Genomic DNA, 15048 nt, shown 5'->3' with positions numbered 1-15048 from the left:
GTCGGCGTTGAATCAGCTGCCGCCGAGCGCCGGAAAAATCTGCCGCAGTCCGTCTGCCATGACTTCCACGCCCATGGCGGCCAGAATCAGGCCCATGAGGCGTGTCATCACGTTGATGCCTGTTTGTCCCATGGCGCGGGCAATGCGCGGCGCCAGCAGGAAGCTCACGTACACGGCCAGCGCCACCAGCACGGCGTAGCCGATGAGCTGCACCATCTGCAGCCAGTTCTTGCTGCGGTTGGCAAAAATCACCATGGTGGACATGGTGGCCGGGCCCGTGAGCAGCGGAATGCCCAGAGGCACCACCCCGATGCTGGCCTGCCGGGCCGCGTAGGTGGTTTCCTCGGCGTTGGTGCGGGCCTCGGCGGGCTGGGCGTTGATCATCTGCAGGGCGCTGATGAGCAGCAGCATGCCGCCCCCCACCTGGAAGCTGGCCAGCGAGATGTTGAAGAAGCTCAGAATCTCCAGCCCCAGCAGCGCGCAGGAGGTCAGCACCACGAACACCGTCAGGGTGGTGGCCCGGATGGTGCGCAGCCGCTGCGAGGCGTTGAAGTCCTGCGTGTACGAGATGTAGAACGGCAGGATGGCGAGCGGGTTGACGATCGCCAGCAGCGTGATGAGCGGCTTGAGGCTGAGGAGCTGCAGGGAAGTGGACACAGTCGGAGGGAAATGCGACAGGGGCTGTGGGCAGACCGCAGGACATGGGCGGAAGGCAGCGGCGCACAGGGGGAAAACACCCATGCATCGCGCTTGCACGTGGCCCGATCGGTCTGGATGGCCCCATCGTAACGTGAAACCGCCTTGGCCCGGGAGCCTGTCCCGCAAATCCCTGCGGGGATTGCGGGCGAGAGACACCCTGCCTTTCTGCGGCGGTGCAGAGGGGCGGTTCAGGGTGCGCTGGCGGCCACGGCCGGGGTGGCGGTCACGGCAGGAGCTCCGGCAGTGGCGGTGGCCGGCCGGTGCACGGTCCAGTCCACCAGCGCCTCGAAGGCGGGGCGTGCCAGCAGGGCGCGTCCGCCGTTGGCGATGGCGACGAACACGTAGCGGCGGCCGTCCTTGGCAAGCACGTAGCCGGCCAGCGCGGAGGCATCGCGCAGGGTGCCTGTCTTGAGGTGGGCGGCGCCCCGGTCGGCAATGCGGCTGCGGCGCAGCGTGCCGTCCACGCCGATGATGGGCAGCGACTCCATGAATTCCGGCATGTTCGGCGAGCGCCAGACCGCCTGCAGCATGGCGCCGAGCGAGGAGGCGCTGATGCGGGCGCTGCGCGAGAGCCCCGCGCCGTTGTCCACATCGGGCATGGGGGTGGCTCCCAGCATGCCGCGCCACCAGTCCTGCACGGCGGCGGTCGAGGTGGACATGTTGCCCACGCCGGCGCGGCGCAAGCCCATGCTCAGGAACACCTGCTGGGCCATCACGTTGTTGCTGTGCTTGTTGAGCGAGCGGATCACCTCCGGCACCGTGGGAGAGACAGACTCCGCCAGCGGCGCCTTGCGCACGATGTCGGCGGGAACCTTGTCATAGCGCACCTGGCCCTGGATGCGGCCGCCGAGCGAGGTCCACATGCCAGCCACTGCACGCGCCGCGAACTCGTTGGGCGCGGGGTAGGCAAAGGCCCAGATCTGGTGGCCGCAGCCGTCGGCGTAATGGCCCGAGAAGGTGATGGCGTGCGGGTCCGACAGCCGTGCGCCCAGCCCGGATTGCCAGGTGTTTGCGCAGGCACCGTGCGTGAGCGGCACCGTGGCGGGCACCGATACGCCCTGCAGCGGCGGATCGATGCTCACATGGGCCACCTGCTGGGCCGGATCGGGCGTGAAGTTCAGCACCGCCGACTTGAAGTTCACCAGCAGCGCATCCGGGCGTGCGTTGTAGGGGCTGAAGGGCTTGCCGTCGAAGCTGCCGGGGTCCTGCTGCGGCACCTCGAAGGCCGTGTTGTCCAGCACCAGATCGCCGTCGATGGTCTCGATGCCGGCCTGCCGCACATTGCGCATGAGCATCCACAGCCGTTCCATGACCAGCAGCGGATCGCCGGAGCCCTTGACGTACAGATTGCCGTGCAGCACCCCGTTCTGCACCGGGCCGCCCGCCCACACGGGCGTCTTCCAGGTGTAGGTGGGGCCGAGCACGTCGAGCGCGGCTGCCGTGGTCACCAGCTTCATGACCGAGGCCGGGTTGCGCGGCACGCTGCTCGCATGGTTGACCAGCGGGGCGCCTCCGTCGGCCGGCACCACGAGCAGGGACACATCGTCGAGCGGGATCTTGGCCTGCGTGAGCAGGTCGAGCACGCCCGAAGGGATGCTCGTGGCCGCTGCCTGGGCGGCCAGTGCGGGCGTGCGGGCTTCCTCGTAGTGGCGGGTGAGGGTGGAGCCGTCGGCGGCGGCTTCGGGGTCGGCGGCAGAGGCCGGGGCATCGGGCGTCTCGGCCCGATGGCAGGCGGACAGGGTCAGCAGGGCAGCGACCGCACCGGCCACCAGGCTCGGACGGCATCGCAAGGGAGAGAAAAACTGCATGGGAATCAGGGGCAAACGGCTGCGCGCGAGACATGTCTCCATCACCTCCGCGACGGAAGGAATGGGAAAAACATGTCGGGACAGGGCGCGCCAGCAGCAATCCGGAGCACACCATCCGGCCGGGGGTCGGGTGGCACCGTGCCTCGCGCACCGGGAGCCCCGCAGAGTGTCCGCAGGACACGCGGAAACGGGGGCCGTTGCCTGTGCTCTGGACTGCATGGACTTCGCCCGTGCACGGGCGCTCGGAGTCTACTGCCAACCAGGGGGAGGATGTGTGACGGGAGGTACATTTCGGCGCCAGGTGCGCCGTAGCTGCAGACCGGCCAGAGCGGGCGTGCCGGTGTGCTGCAGCCATGGGGCGCCCGGCCCGCACAGGAGCCAGCCGGTCAGACACCGCACTGCATAGAGTGGTGCGCCTGTGCCAGAGCGGCCTCCGGGCAGGGAGTTGTGGAACAATGCGCTCCATGTACGAAGCCCTTCCTTCCCTGCCCGACGTGGAACCGGGCACCCCGCTTCCGCTGCGGAAGTGGTCGACCGAGGCACCCCTGAGCCTGCTCGCGCTCGACACCAGTACCGATCGCCTCTCGATCGCCGTGGGGCGCTGGCCCGCTGGCGCGGCCGCCCAGGGAGAAGCGCCCCGGACCTGGGCCTTCGAGGGGCCGGGCGCGGCCCACTCTTCCTCCACACTCCTGCCGTCGCTGCTTCGGCTGCTGGGCGAGGCAGGCTGCACCCTGCGCGAGCTCGATGCCGTGGCGTTCGGCGCCGGTCCGGGCTCTTTCACCGGCCTGCGCACCGCCTGTTCGGTGGCGCAGGGGCTGGCGCTGGGGGCGCATCTGCCGGTGCTGCCAGTCGATACGCTGCTGGCCGTGGCCGAGGACTGGCGCGTGCGGCAGACGCCCGTGCCCCCGGCGGGGCTGGAGGTGTGGAGCCTGCTTGATGCCCGCATGGACGAGATGTACGCCGCCCGCTGGCGCTGGCAGCCCGGCGCGCAGGGGCTGCCGGCCTGGAGCTGCGTGGCCGATGCCCTTCTGGTGCACCCCGAGGATCTGTCCGCCCTGCCGGGCTGGCAGCCCGGCGTGCCCTGTGTGGGCAATGTCGCGGCCGTCTATGGCCCGCGTCTGCCCGTGTCGGTCATGCCTGCCATGCCTACGGCCGAGGCCATGCTGCGGCTCGCGCCTGCTCTGCTCGCGCAGTCGGCAGCCGTCGATGCGGCGCTGGCCCTGCCCCGCTATGTGCGTGACAAGGTGGCACAGACCACCGCCGAGCGCGAGGCCGCCCGTGCAGCGGCGGCGGAGCACTGATCCCATGTTCCACCACACCACCACCGTGCCTCCCGTGGCACCGGAGCTGGCCGGAGTGCCGGGGGTGCGCGTGGTGCATGCCGCGTTTGCCGATCTGGATGCCATCATGGACGTCGAGCAGCGCGCCTACCCGATTCCGTGGACGCGGCTCAACTTTGCCGACATCCTGGCCCATCCAGCGCAGTACGCGATCCAGCTGCTCTGGGACGAGCGCCTGCCGGATGCACCGCCTTCCCTGATCGGCTACTTCGTGGTCATGCAGGGCGTGCAGGAGGCACATCTGCTCAACATCGCCGTGCATCCCGACTATCAGGGGCAGGGCTGGTCGGTCTTTCTGCTGCGGCAGCTCTGCTACTGGGCCCTGTGGCACCAGGCCCGCCAGGTCTGGCTGGAAGTGCGCACCAGCAATCCCCACGCCCACCGCGTGTACGAGCGGTTCGGCTTCCGGGCCGTGGGGCGGCGCAAGAACTATTACCCCGCCGTCGGCGGCGGGCGCGAGGATGCCATCGTCATGTGCTGCATGCTCGACGCACCCTCCGACTCCTCGTTCGACGGCTGCTGAGCACAGCCTCCTTGCTCGGCGGGGCAGGGCGCATGGCCTTTGCGCGACAATAGCCCCATCATGCCGTTTTCCCGTTCCTCCGCGCGTCGTCCGTGGCGCCTGTGTTGTCCATGAGCCTGCTTCTCGACGCCCGCCAGCGCGCCATGCTGGCCGAAATGGGCATCCGGGTGTGGCAGCCCCTGCCCGAGCCTCCCTCCGTCACGCGGCAGGCGGAGGCTGCCGCTGCCCGCACGGTGCCTGCCCAAGCGCCTGCACAGCCCGTGGTGCCGTCCACCGTCCGGCCGATGCCTGCGCCGGCGACTGCCCACTCTCCCGCAGCGGATGCCGCAGCACGCCCGTCCGCCCAGTCGATGGCTCCTGCGCTGCCCCCGTCCCAGCCGGAGCCTGCAGAACGCGCCACGGCCGTGGCACCTCCCGCTTCGTCCTCTGCCGCAGGGCCGGGCACCGGACACTGGCCTGCATGGGAGGCGCTCGATGCCGCACGGCTGCAGCAGGCTGTGGCGGACTGCGAAGCCTGTGCCCTGCACACCGGCCGGCACCATGCCGTGTGGGACGCGCGGGCCGCCGGGCTGCTTGCCCCCCCGGCGCCAGGAGCTGCCCGCTGGATGGTCGTGCTCGACGCCCCCGGAGAAGCCGAAGATGCCGCCGGGCTCGCGGCCGCAGGCGACCCCGGGCGGCTGCTCGACCACATGATCGCAGCCCTGCGGCTCGACCCCGCGCAGGTCTACCGCACCCATGTCACCAAGTGCGCCGTTCCGGCGGCGCGCAACGTCACGGGCGACGAGATCGCCTCCTGCGCGGGCTGCCTGCGCCGCGAGATCCTGCTGGTGCAGCCCACCGTGGTCGTGGCCCTCGGGCGCCATGCCGTGCAGGGGCTGCTGGGGCGCTCCGAGCCGCTGGGCACGCTCCGGGGGCAGGTCTACCACGTGGCTGTGCCGCCGCAGGAGGCGGTACCCGACTGGCTTGCAGAGCTGCCGGTCATCGTCAGCTACCCGCTGGCGCACCTCATGCGCCATGCCTCGGCCAAGGCGCAGGCGTGGCAGGACCTGTGCCTGGCCTATGCGGTGCAGCGCAGCGCCTGAACCGGGCGCGGCATCCGCATCGCATGCGCGGGGGCGAAAGGGAGTGCGGCCCGTCGTCCCTAGGTCACACCCACTTGCCGGCCCTGGACCGCAGGCCCCTAAAATAGCGGCCATGCTCCAAGTCAAACAAGAACTGCTCGCGGCCCTGTCCGCCGAGCTGGAAAAACTCAGTCCCGGCGCCGGCAGCAAGGCCGCGTTCGAATCCCCCAAGCAGGCGGCTCATGGCGATTGGGCCACTAACGCAGCCATGCAGCTTGCCAAGCCCCTGCGCCAGAATCCGCGCGCCCTGGGCGAACAGCTGCGTGAGGCACTGCTCGCCCAGCCGGCCTATGTGCGCTGGGTGGCCGCGATCGAGATCGCCGGCCCCGGCTTTCTCAACATCCGCCTGCGGCCCGAAGCCAAGCAGCAGGTCGTGCGCGAAGTGCTCGAAGCCGGCACCGCCTACGGCTGCCTCGCGCCCACCGGCCGGCCCGAGGACCGCGTGCTCGTCGAATTCGTGAGCGCCAACCCCACCGGGCCCCTGCACGTCGGCCACGGCCGGCAGGCTGCACTCGGCGACGCCATCTGCCACCTGCTCGCCACGCAGGGCAAGGACGTCACGCGCGAGTTCTACTACAACGACGCCGGCGTGCAGATCGCCACCCTGGCACGCTCGGTGCAGTGCCGCGCGCGTGGCCTGCGTCCCGGTGACACCGCATGGCCCGAGTCTGCCTACAACGGCGACTACATCCAGGACATCGCGGACGATTTCCTCGCCGGCCGCACCGTCCATGCCGACGACCGTGAATTCACCGCCAGCGGCGACGCCGAAGACCTCGACAACATCCGCCAGTTCGCCGTGGCCTACCTGCGCAACGAGCAGGACAAGGACCTCCAGGCCTTCCGCCTGCGCTTCGACAACTACTACCTCGAAAGCAGCCTGTACGCGAGCGGCCGCGTGGAGCGCACCGTGCAGCGCCTCATCGACAACGGCTACACCTACGAGCAGGATGGCGCCCTGTGGCTGCGCACCACCGACTTCGGTGACGACAAGGACCGGGTCATGCGCAAGACCGACGGCACCTACACCTACTTCGTGCCCGACGTGGCCTACCACATCGCCAAGTGGGAGCGCGGCTTCCACAAGGCCATCAACATCCAGGGCACCGACCACCACGGCACCATCGCCCGGGTGCGCGCCGGCCTGCAGGCGGCCCGCGTCGGCATTCCCGAGGGCTACCCCGACTACGTGCTGCACACCATGGTGCGCGTCGTGCGTGGCGGCGAGGAAGTCAAGATCAGCAAGCGTGCCGGCAGCTACGTCACCCTGCGCGATCTCATCGAATGGACCAGCGCCGATGCCGTGCGCTTCTTCCTGCTCTCGCGCAAGCCCGACACCGAATACACCTTCGACGTCGATCTCGCCGTGCAGAAAAACAACGAGAACCCGGTGTACTACGTCCAGTATGCCCACGCCCGCATCAGCTCCGTGCTGGCCCAGTGGCAGGAGCAGGGCGGCGACCCCGCCCGCCTGCGCGCGGCCGACCTGGCTCCGCTCGACACCCCGGCAGCCCAGGCGCTGCTGCTCAAGCTCTCGCAGTACCCCGACATGCTGCGCGCGGCGGCCCAGGACTTTGCACCGCACGATGTAACCTTTTATCTCCGCGAACTGGCCGCCAGCTACCACAGCTACTATGATGCCGAGCGCATTCTCGTGGACGACGAGCCCACGCGGCTTGCACGTCTCGCGCTGGTCGAGGCCGCCCGCCAGGTGCTGGCCAACGGCCTGGCCCTTCTGGGTGTTTCGGCACCCGCCAAAATGTGAGGCACCCCAAGGACATGAACCGCACCGTTCCCGCCCCCATCGCCCGCCGTACCCGCCAGCGTGGCATCGGCATCGTGGGCTTCATCATCGGGCTGGTCGTCGGACTGGCCATCGCGCTGGGCGTGGCGGTCTATGTCACCAAGGCACCCACGCCCTTCACCGACAAGCTCATGGGCAAGACCGCCGAGCAGAAGGCCTCCGAGGAAGCCCGGCTCAAGGCCTGGGATCCCAACGCCGGCCTGCAGGGCTACCGCGGGGGTGTGAGCGGGCAGGTCGAGCCCGCAGCCCAGCAGGGCGCCTCGGCCGATGCGCCGCCGCCCATCGTCAACGAGCTCGGCGACACCCCTGCCAAGGGCACGACCGCACCGGCCACTGCCCGCCATGCCCAGCAGCAGCCGGCAGCCACCAGCCAGAACCACAGCGGCAACTACCCTGAAGTCATGGGCGCGCAGGAGCAGGCCCAGGCTCAGGCCCGTGCCGAAGCCCAGGCCAGACACCGTGCCGACCTGAAGCAGCAGGAAGCCGAGCGTGCCAAGGCCCGTGCCGAGGCGCGCGCCCGGGCCCAGCAGGCCGAAGCCCGTGCCAACAAGGTCCAGACCGACCGGGCCAATGCCTCCGCCGATCCCATCGGCACCCTGGCGCAGGAGCGCGGAGCCGCCGCACCGGCGCGCCCCCATGCACCAGCCCAGCCGGCGGCCGCCAACGAGCCCTTCGTCTACTTCGTGCAGGCAGGCGCCTTCCGCGACCAGGGCGAGGCCGATGCCCAGAAGGCGCGTCTGTCGCTCATGGGCTTCGGTGCCCGCGTCACCGAGCGTGACCAGGCTGGCCGCACCGTCTACCGGGTACGGCTTGGCCCCTTCAACAGCAAGGCCGACGCCGACCATGCAAAATCGCGTCTCGACAGCAATGGCGTGGAGGCCGCACTGGTGCGGGTCCAGCGCTGATTCCCTGCTCAGGCGTGCCCGCGCGGCACGCCGTTTCCGGAGTGTGTTCCCATGAAGCGTCGTGAATTTTCCCTGAGCCTCCTGGTGGGCTCGGGCGCCATCGCCGGTCTGCTTGCCGGCTGCAAGCAGACCACCACCACCGGCCCCGCACCGGCCGGCTCGTCCACGGCAGGTGCCGAGGCTGTGCCGGCCCCCGGCGCCATCAGTTCGGCCAATGCCGCACCGGCCCAGCCGGCGGCCGCCGGCTCCTTCGTGGCCGGACAGGACTACATGGTGCTCAAGTCGCCCCTGCCCACCGAAGTGCCCAAGGGCAAGGCCGAGGTGGTCGAGTTCTTCGGCTACTGGTGCCCGCACTGCAACCACTTCGAGCCCGAGTTCGAGGCCTGGCGCAAATCCGCACCGGCCGAGCTGGTCGTCAACCTGGTGCCGGTCGCCTTCCGGCCCGAGATGGTGCCGCTGCAGCGCATGTACTACGCGCTCGTGGCATCCGGTAAGCTCGCGCAGATGCACGGCAAGGTGTTCGATGCCGTGCACAAGGAGCGCCAGCAGCTCTTTTCCGACGGAGCCGTGCTGGCCTGGGCGGCCAAGCAGCCCGAGCTGCAGGGCACGAACTTTGCAGAGGCCTACAAGTCCTTTGCCATGGATGCCAACCTGCGCCGCGCCAACCAGCTGGTGCAGGACTACGGCGTCGAGGGCGTACCCTCGTTCGGCGTGGCCGGCAAGTACTACATCGACGGCGAACACGCCCAGGGCATGACCCGCGCCCTGCAGATCGTCACCCAGCTCGGCAAGCAGGAAGCAGGCCACGCCTGAGGCCTGCGCCGTGCGCGCTGCGCGCAGGCGTCTTGCGCGGGCAGCCTCAGCGGCAGCGCATGGGCCTTCCCCATGAAAATGCCCGCCATGTGCGGGCATTTTCATGCTCCCGGCGATCGCCGTCCGGTGTGCCACGGGGCAGAGCGATTATTCTGCATGGAAGGCTGCGGGCTGGACGGGTACGGTGTGCTGCGTGTCCTGGTCCCTGTCTCTTTTCTCTTTTTCCGAGCAGGAGTGTGCCGCCATGACCGACCCATCCGTGCCTCTGTCTGTTTCCATCACCAGCATTGCTACGGCGCTCGGCATGGGCATTCTGGTGGGTGCGATCCGGGAGCGCCACAGCACCGGGCCGCTGGCCGGGTTGCGTACCCATGCCATCGTGGCGCTGCTGGGGGTGGTGACGTTCGGGCTGGGGCTGGGGCCCTACATCGCGGCGCTGGCTGCCGTGGGAGCGCTGGCCGTGGTGGGCTATGTGCGCAATGCCCCGACCGATCTCGGGCTGACCGGCGAGACGGCGCTGCTGCTCAACATGGCGCTGGCCGGGCTTGCGGTGCGTGACCCGCAGCTGGCGGCGGGGCTGGGGGTGGTGGCAGCCATGCTGCTGCAGGCCAAGGCCCAGCTGCAGAACATCAGCCGCAACATCGTCACCGAACAGGAGCTCAAGGACGCGCTGCTCATCCTGGCGGCGCTGCTGGTGGTCATGCCCCTGCTGCCGCACCATGCGGTCGATCCCTGGGGCGTGCTCGATCCGCGCACGGTCTGGATGATCGTGGTGCTCGTCATGGCCATGGGCATGCTGGGGCACGTCGCCATGCGCATGGCCGGGGTGCGCTGGGGGCTGGCCGTGACGGGGTTCTTTTCGGGCTTTGCCTCGTCCACAGCGGCCACCGCGAGCTTTGGGCAGCGGGTGAAGACCGAGCCCCGCCTGATGATGGCGGCCAGCTCGGCGGCGATTCTCTCCAATCTGGCCTCGCTGCTGCTGTTGCTGGCGGTGGTGTGGGCGGCGGCGCCCGGGCTCATGCAGGCGCTGGCATGGCCCATGGCGGCGGCCGTGGGGGTGCTGGTGCTCAACGCCGCGTTCGGCCTGCGGGCGGCGGCCCGCGCGCAGCAGTGGGTGGAGGAGCCCACTGCCAAGGCCTTCAAGCTCGCCCATGCCTTTCTGGTGGCTGCCGTCATTGCGGGGTTCTCGGTGCTGGCGGCCTGGTTGCGCAGCACCTTCGGGGATACGGTGGCCATTGCAGCCGCCATGCTGGCCGCACTCACGGAGCTGCAGGCGGCGGCCGTGGGCATTGCCCAGATGGGGACTTCGGGCAGCATGTCTCCCGTGTATGCGCAGTGGGGGGTGCTGTGCGTGCTGGCCAGCAGCGCGGTGTCGAAGTCGGTGCTGGCCTTTGTGAGCGGTGGCCGGCGCTATGGCATGCGTGTGGCCGTGGCTCTGGCCAGCATGGAGGCGGCAGCGCTGGTGGTGCATGGAGCCATGCTGGCCGGCAGGGGTGCTGCGGCCTGACTGGCACCTCAGTCAAAGACATTTGGCCCCTCGACAGAAAGCAGGGCCTGGCGGTGGGTCTGAGCTGCTGGTGAAGGGGCAGGCCGCCTGTCAGCAGGCCGCAGGGCGATCGGCAGGAGCGCCCGAGGGCGGCTGGGGCGTGTCGGCTTCGGAGGCTGCATCGGCCGGAGTGGTCTCGGATGCGGCAGGGTCCGCAGCCTGACCGGCCGCCAGCGCGGTCTGCAGGGCATCGGCCTCTTCGTGTCCGGACTGCTCGCCCAGAAAACCGCCACTCTGCCTTTGCCACAGGCGCGCATACAGCCCATGGCGGGCCAGCAGTTCGTGGTGCGTGCCTTCTTCGACGATGCGGCCCTGGTCGAGCACCACGAGCCGGTCGAGTGCCGCGATGGTCGAGAGCCGGTGCGCAATGGCAAGCACGGTCTTGCCTTCCATGAGCTTGGCGAGGCTGTCCTGAATGGCCGCCTCCACTTCGGAGTCGAGGGCGCTGGTGGCCTCATCGAGCACGAGGATGGGGGCGTTCTTGAGCATGACGCGCGCGATGGCCACGCGCTGCCGCTGGCCGCCGGAGAGCTTCACGCCCCGCTCGCCCACCTGGGCGTCGTAGCCGGTGTGGCCCTCGCGGTCTTCCAGCGCGGAGATGAATCCATCGGCTTCGGCACGCGCGGCAGCGGCATGCAGCTCGGCCTCGCTAGCGTCCGGCCGGCCGTAGAGGATGTTGTCGCGCATGCTGCGGTGCAGAAGCGAGGTGTCCTGCGTGACCACGCCGATGTGCGCGCGCAGGCTGTCCTGGGTGACGGCGCGGATGTCCTGCCCGTCGATGCGCACGCTGCCGGCCTGCACGTCCTGAAAGCGCAGCAGCAGGCTCACCAGGGTGGACTTGCCCGCGCCCGAGCGGCCGATCAGCCCCACTTTCTCGCCGGGACGGATCGTGAGCGTGAGGTCGTCGATCACCGGAGACAGGTCGGGCCGGTAGCCGAAGGTCACATGCTCGAACCTCACTTCCCCCTGCGTCACGCGCAGCGTGCCGGCTTCGGGCGCATCCACCACCGTCGGGGCCCGCGAGAGGGTATTGATGCCGTCCTGGATGGTGCCCACATGCTCGAACAGCGTGGTCAGCTCCCACATGACCCAGTGGCTCATGCCGTTGAGGCGCAGCGCCATGGCGGTGATGGCCGCCACCGCCCCGATGCCGATGCCCTGCTGGGCCCAGAGCCACAGCGCCAGGCCGCCCGAGCTGCCGATGAGCGCCACCATCATGACCTGGTTGGTGATCTCGAACTGGCTCACGAGCCGCATCTGCGCGTAGCCGGTGGAGCGGAAGCCGTCCATGGCCGCACGGGCAAAGGCCGCCTCGCTGCGGGTATGGGCAAAGAGCTTGACCGTGGCGATGTTGGTATAGGCATCGGTGATGCGTCCCGTCATGGCCGCGCGGGCATGGGCCTGCTCGCGGCTCACCTGCGCGAGCCGTGGCACGAAGTAGCGGCAGGCCGCCACATAGGCAGCCGCCCACAGGGCAAACGGCACCATCAGCCGCCAGTCGAAACCCGCTGCCAGCAGCAGGATCGTGAGCATGTAGGTGCCCATGCCGATGAGCACGTCGGCCGTGGTGAACAGCATGTCGCGCACGGCCAGGGCCGTCTGCATGATCTTGGTGGTGATGCGGCCCGCGAACTCGTCGGCATAGAACGCCATGCTCTGGCCGAGCATCAGGCGGTGGAAGTTCCAGCGCAGCCGCATCGGAAAATTGATGGCCAGCACCTGGTGCTTGACCGTGGTCTGCAGCGTCACCAGCGCGATCGAGGCCAGCATGATGCCGGCGAGCCAGGCAAGCGATGTCCCCCGTGCGGCCAGCAGCTCGTGCGGATGCAGCGCGCCGAGCCAGTCCACCACGCGCCCCAGCGTGGCGAACAGGAACACCTCGTACATCGAGATCAGTGCCGACAGCACAGCCAGCGCCACCAGGGAGCCACGCGCCCCGGCCGCCGCCTGCCACACAAAGGGCCAGAACGCCCGGGGCGGCAGGGCAGGATCAGGAGCGGGATAGGGCGCGAGACGATGCTCGCACCAGGAAAAGAACCGGGATAGACACATGGCTGCATGGTAGCGGAGAAGCCATGCCCGCATGGCAGCAGGTTTTGCGCTTCTGTGCGCCAGATCCGGTGCAGGCGTATCCCGTGCGTCCAGGGCCGCCCGAGAGCTGCGCCGGGACCTGGTTTCTGGCAAGATGCAGCGATTGTCCGAGCTGCCTGCCTGCGCTGCAGCAGACCCCCTCTATCCGGAGACCCCGTTTCATGCTTGCCCGTCATGCCCAGCCCATTGCCGCCATTGCCACCGCCCCCGGACGGGGAGCCGTGGGCATCGTGCGGGTGAGCGGGCAGGGGCTGGCCCCGCTCGTCGAAGCCCTGCTCGGACGCCCGCTCGTGGCCCGCATGGCCACCTACCTGCCGTTCCCGGATGCGCAGGGGGCCGCGCTCGACCATGGACTGGCCCTGTGGTTTCCTGCCCCGCACAGCTACACCGGAGAAGACGTGCTCGAACTCCAGGCCCACGGCGGCAGCGTGGTGCTGCGGCTGCTGCTGGCCCGCTGCCTGCAGGCCGGCACCTCCCTGGGGGTGCGGGTGGCCGAGCCGGGCGAATTCACCGAACGCGCCTTCCTCAACGGCAAACTCGATCTGGCCCAGGCTGAAGCCGTGGCCGACCTCATCGACGCCAGCACCGAAACCGCTGCCCGCAGCGCCAGCCGCTCGCTGAGTGGCGCCTTCAGCCACGAGGTGCAGACCCTGCGCGACGCCCTCGTGCACCTGCGCATGCTCGTCGAAGCCACGCTCGACTTCCCCGAGGAAGACATCGACTTTCTTCGCCAGGCCGACGCTTCGGGCCAGCTTGACCGCATCGCCGAACGCCTGGCCAGCATCCGCCGTCAGGCCCGGCAGGGCGCGCTCCTGCGCGAAGGCATCCGCGTCGTCATCGCCGGCCAGCCCAATGCCGGCAAGAGCTCCCTGCTCAATGCCCTGGCAGGGGCCGAACTGGCCATCGTCACTCCCATTGCCGGCACCACGCGCGACAAGGTCACCCAGACCATCCAGATCGAGGGCGTGCCCCTGCACGTCGTCGACACTGCTGGCCTGCGTGACACCTCCCTTGCCGAAGTCGACGCCGTAGAGGCCATCGGCATCGAACGCGCCTGGGGCGAAATCACCCAGGCCGATGCCGTCCTCTTCCTGCACGACCTCACCCGCCAGTCCGACCCTGCCTACCGCGAGGCCGACGCCCGCATCGCCGAGCGCCTTGCCGAGCAGCTCCCCGCAAGCGTGCCCGTACTGCATCTGGCCAACAAGGCCGACACCCTGACCGATGCGCCCCCTGACCTGTCAGCTCCCGTGGACGCCCATCGGCAGGAGGATGCCGATGTGCCCCTCCTGCTCAGCGCACGCACCGGTGCCGGACTCGAAACCCTGCGCCAGCGCCTGCTGCGCCTCGTCGGCTGGCAATCTGCCCCCGAAGGTGTCTTCATCGCCCGCGAGCGCCACCTCCACGCGCTCGAACACGTGGCCGTCCACGTCGAGGAAGCCCGCGCCCACCTCGCCAGACCCGCCCCCGCCCTGGACCTCCTCGCCGAGGAACTCCGCCTCGCCCAGAACGCCCTCAACACCATCACCGGCGAATTCACCCCCGACGACCTCCTGGGCGAAATCTTCGGCAAGTTCTGCATCGGTAAATAACCAACGTTCCGTTCAATATGCCCACAGCCAGAAAGACATTCGACAGTTCCATCAAGGACGCGGTGGAGTTGCTTGATCACTTCAATGCCATCAACACCCTCCCTCCGCCGCCGAATGCGGAGGTACTGAAGCGCGCAGGTCTCATCATGGCTTGCACTGCATGGGAGACTTATGTTGAAGACAGAGTGCAGGAAGCAGTTCGGCAACGACTGGGGGAAGGAAATGACAGTTTTCAGAATCGATTCGTGCTACGGCATCTTCAGATGACGCTCAAGCAATTCAACAATCCCAATGCCGAGAAGACTTGCAAGTTGTTCGCCGACTTTCTGGGTGTCGATGTGGCGGCAGGCTGGCACTGGAACAACTACGACAGCGCCCGTGCTCGCCTGGAACTCGACGCGTTGATCAAAAAACGTGGCGACGCTGTGCATCGATCAAAGGCCCCGAGTGCCGGGGTGCCAGCAGCCCACCTCATACGCAAGGACGAATTGGAGAAGGCCATCAGGTTTCTGAAATGCCTTGTAGAGGCAACTGAGGCAGCTACGAAAGCTTGACCGACGAGTCATGCACATCGGCGACGCCGGTTGTAGCAGCTTCCCTTCGCGTCACGCAGCAGGCGCTGAGTTGATCGACGCAGCGCCAAATCAGTCTTCAAAGGTCGCGAATGCCTGCGGCGACAGAAGCTGGATGAACAGCAGGGCGAGCCGAGTCTTGGGACTTGAGTAGACCACATAGAACAGGTTGCGATTGCGTTCGTGTAAGTGTCCTGTGGCCATGCACCGAACGGACACTTTGCGCAGACGGGC

At 68.7% G+C, this 15048-nt stretch carries 12 protein-coding genes; 9 read left to right on the top strand and 3 right to left on the bottom strand.

The features are described 5' to 3' along the window. Positions 1-12: 12 nt before the first annotated feature. Entirely contained in the window at positions 13-657 is a 645-nt protein-coding gene (locus tag ACP2WS_RS09445) for a MarC family protein (RefSeq protein WP_426460560.1), read from the bottom strand. A gap of 230 nt (positions 658-887) precedes the next feature. Beyond that, positions 888-2507 carry a D-alanyl-D-alanine carboxypeptidase/D-alanyl-D-alanine endopeptidase gene (dacB, locus tag ACP2WS_RS09440; RefSeq protein WP_374491848.1) on the bottom strand — a complete coding sequence of 540 codons (1620 nt, stop codon included), beginning with the start codon at positions 2505-2507 and terminating at the stop codon, positions 888-890. A 545-nt stretch (positions 2508-3052) separates the two neighbouring features. On the opposite strand from dacB, the gene tsaB reads away from it, so the two are divergent. From tsaB to ACP2WS_RS09405, 7 genes are all read left to right on the top strand, one after another. Next, positions 3053-3808 carry a tRNA (adenosine(37)-N6)-threonylcarbamoyltransferase complex dimerization subunit type 1 TsaB gene (gene tsaB, locus ACP2WS_RS09435; RefSeq protein WP_426460637.1) on the top strand — a complete coding sequence of 252 codons (756 nt, stop codon included), beginning with the start codon at positions 3053-3055 and terminating at the stop codon, positions 3806-3808. A gap of 4 nt (positions 3809-3812) precedes the next feature. Beyond that, on the top strand, positions 3813-4370 hold the full coding sequence (rimI, locus tag ACP2WS_RS09430; RefSeq protein ID WP_426460558.1) for a ribosomal protein S18-alanine N-acetyltransferase: 558 nt from the start codon (positions 3813-3815) through the stop codon (positions 4368-4370). Positions 4371-4480: 110 nt separating this feature from the next. Beyond that, the gene (locus ACP2WS_RS09425) at positions 4481-5452 is read left to right on the top strand and encodes a uracil-DNA glycosylase (protein ID WP_426460557.1); all 972 of its coding nucleotides are present in this window, start codon (positions 4481-4483) and stop codon (positions 5450-5452) included. Between the two features lie 112 nt (positions 5453-5564). Next, positions 5565-7256, top strand: a complete 1692-nt coding sequence (argS, locus tag ACP2WS_RS09420) for an arginine--tRNA ligase (protein ID WP_426460556.1) — start codon at positions 5565-5567, stop codon at positions 7254-7256. A 14-nt stretch (positions 7257-7270) separates the two neighbouring features. Beyond that, positions 7271-8200: an SPOR domain-containing protein gene (locus ACP2WS_RS09415; RefSeq protein ID WP_426460554.1), complete on the top strand. Its 930-nt coding sequence runs from the start codon at positions 7271-7273 to the stop codon at positions 8198-8200. Between the two features lie 51 nt (positions 8201-8251). Further along, complete coding sequence (locus ACP2WS_RS09410) at positions 8252-9013, top strand: thiol:disulfide interchange protein DsbA/DsbL (protein ID WP_374491843.1); 762 nt, start codon at positions 8252-8254, stop codon at positions 9011-9013. 244 nt (positions 9014-9257) lie between these two features. After that, positions 9258-10520, top strand: a complete 1263-nt coding sequence (locus ACP2WS_RS09405) for an MgtC/SapB family protein (protein WP_426460553.1) — start codon at positions 9258-9260, stop codon at positions 10518-10520. A gap of 90 nt (positions 10521-10610) precedes the next feature. Here the strand turns inward: ACP2WS_RS09405 and ACP2WS_RS09400 are convergent, their stop codons facing one another. Continuing rightward, on the bottom strand, positions 10611-12611 hold the full coding sequence (locus ACP2WS_RS09400; RefSeq protein ID WP_426460552.1) for an ABC transporter ATP-binding protein: 2001 nt from the start codon (positions 12609-12611) through the stop codon (positions 10611-10613). A gap of 200 nt (positions 12612-12811) precedes the next feature. On the opposite strand from ACP2WS_RS09400, the gene mnmE reads away from it, so the two are divergent. Both mnmE and ACP2WS_RS09390 read left to right on the top strand, forming a co-directional pair. Then, entirely contained in the window at positions 12812-14242 is a 1431-nt protein-coding gene (mnmE, locus tag ACP2WS_RS09395; RefSeq protein ID WP_426460551.1) for a tRNA uridine-5-carboxymethylaminomethyl(34) synthesis GTPase MnmE, read from the top strand. 17 nt (positions 14243-14259) lie between these two features. Continuing rightward, the gene (locus ACP2WS_RS09390) at positions 14260-14796 is read left to right on the top strand and encodes a HEPN domain-containing protein (protein WP_426460550.1); all 537 of its coding nucleotides are present in this window, start codon (positions 14260-14262) and stop codon (positions 14794-14796) included. The last annotated feature ends 252 nt before the right edge of the window (positions 14797-15048 follow it).

The sequence above is a fragment of the Brachymonas moutaii (nom. illeg.) genome (genome assembly GCF_049977365.1).
Classification (GTDB): Bacteria; Pseudomonadota; Gammaproteobacteria; order Burkholderiales; family Burkholderiaceae_C; genus Brachymonas.
This window is presented reverse-complemented; position numbering and strand designations above follow the sequence as displayed.

Excerpts from the sequence above, each read along its gene's own strand:
- dacB (WP_374491848.1), bottom strand. The coding sequence starts at position 2,507 with ATGCAGTTTTTCTCTCCCTTGCGATGCCGTCCGAGCCTGGTGGCCGGT.
- rimI (WP_426460558.1), top strand. The coding sequence starts at position 3,813 with ATGTTCCACCACACCACCACCGTGCCTCCCGTGGCACCGGAGCTGGCC.
- ACP2WS_RS09425 (WP_426460557.1), top strand. The coding sequence starts at position 4,481 with ATGAGCCTGCTTCTCGACGCCCGCCAGCGCGCCATGCTGGCCGAAATG.
- argS (WP_426460556.1), top strand. The coding sequence starts at position 5,565 with ATGCTCCAAGTCAAACAAGAACTGCTCGCGGCCCTGTCCGCCGAGCTG.
- ACP2WS_RS09415 (WP_426460554.1), top strand. The coding sequence starts at position 7,271 with ATGAACCGCACCGTTCCCGCCCCCATCGCCCGCCGTACCCGCCAGCGT.
- ACP2WS_RS09410 (WP_374491843.1), top strand. The coding sequence starts at position 8,252 with ATGAAGCGTCGTGAATTTTCCCTGAGCCTCCTGGTGGGCTCGGGCGCC.
- ACP2WS_RS09405 (WP_426460553.1), top strand. The coding sequence starts at position 9,258 with ATGACCGACCCATCCGTGCCTCTGTCTGTTTCCATCACCAGCATTGCT.
- ACP2WS_RS09400 (WP_426460552.1), bottom strand. The coding sequence starts at position 12,611 with ATGTGTCTATCCCGGTTCTTTTCCTGGTGCGAGCATCGTCTCGCGCCC.
- mnmE (WP_426460551.1), top strand. The coding sequence starts at position 12,812 with ATGCTTGCCCGTCATGCCCAGCCCATTGCCGCCATTGCCACCGCCCCC.
- ACP2WS_RS09390 (WP_426460550.1), top strand. The coding sequence starts at position 14,260 with ATGCCCACAGCCAGAAAGACATTCGACAGTTCCATCAAGGACGCGGTG.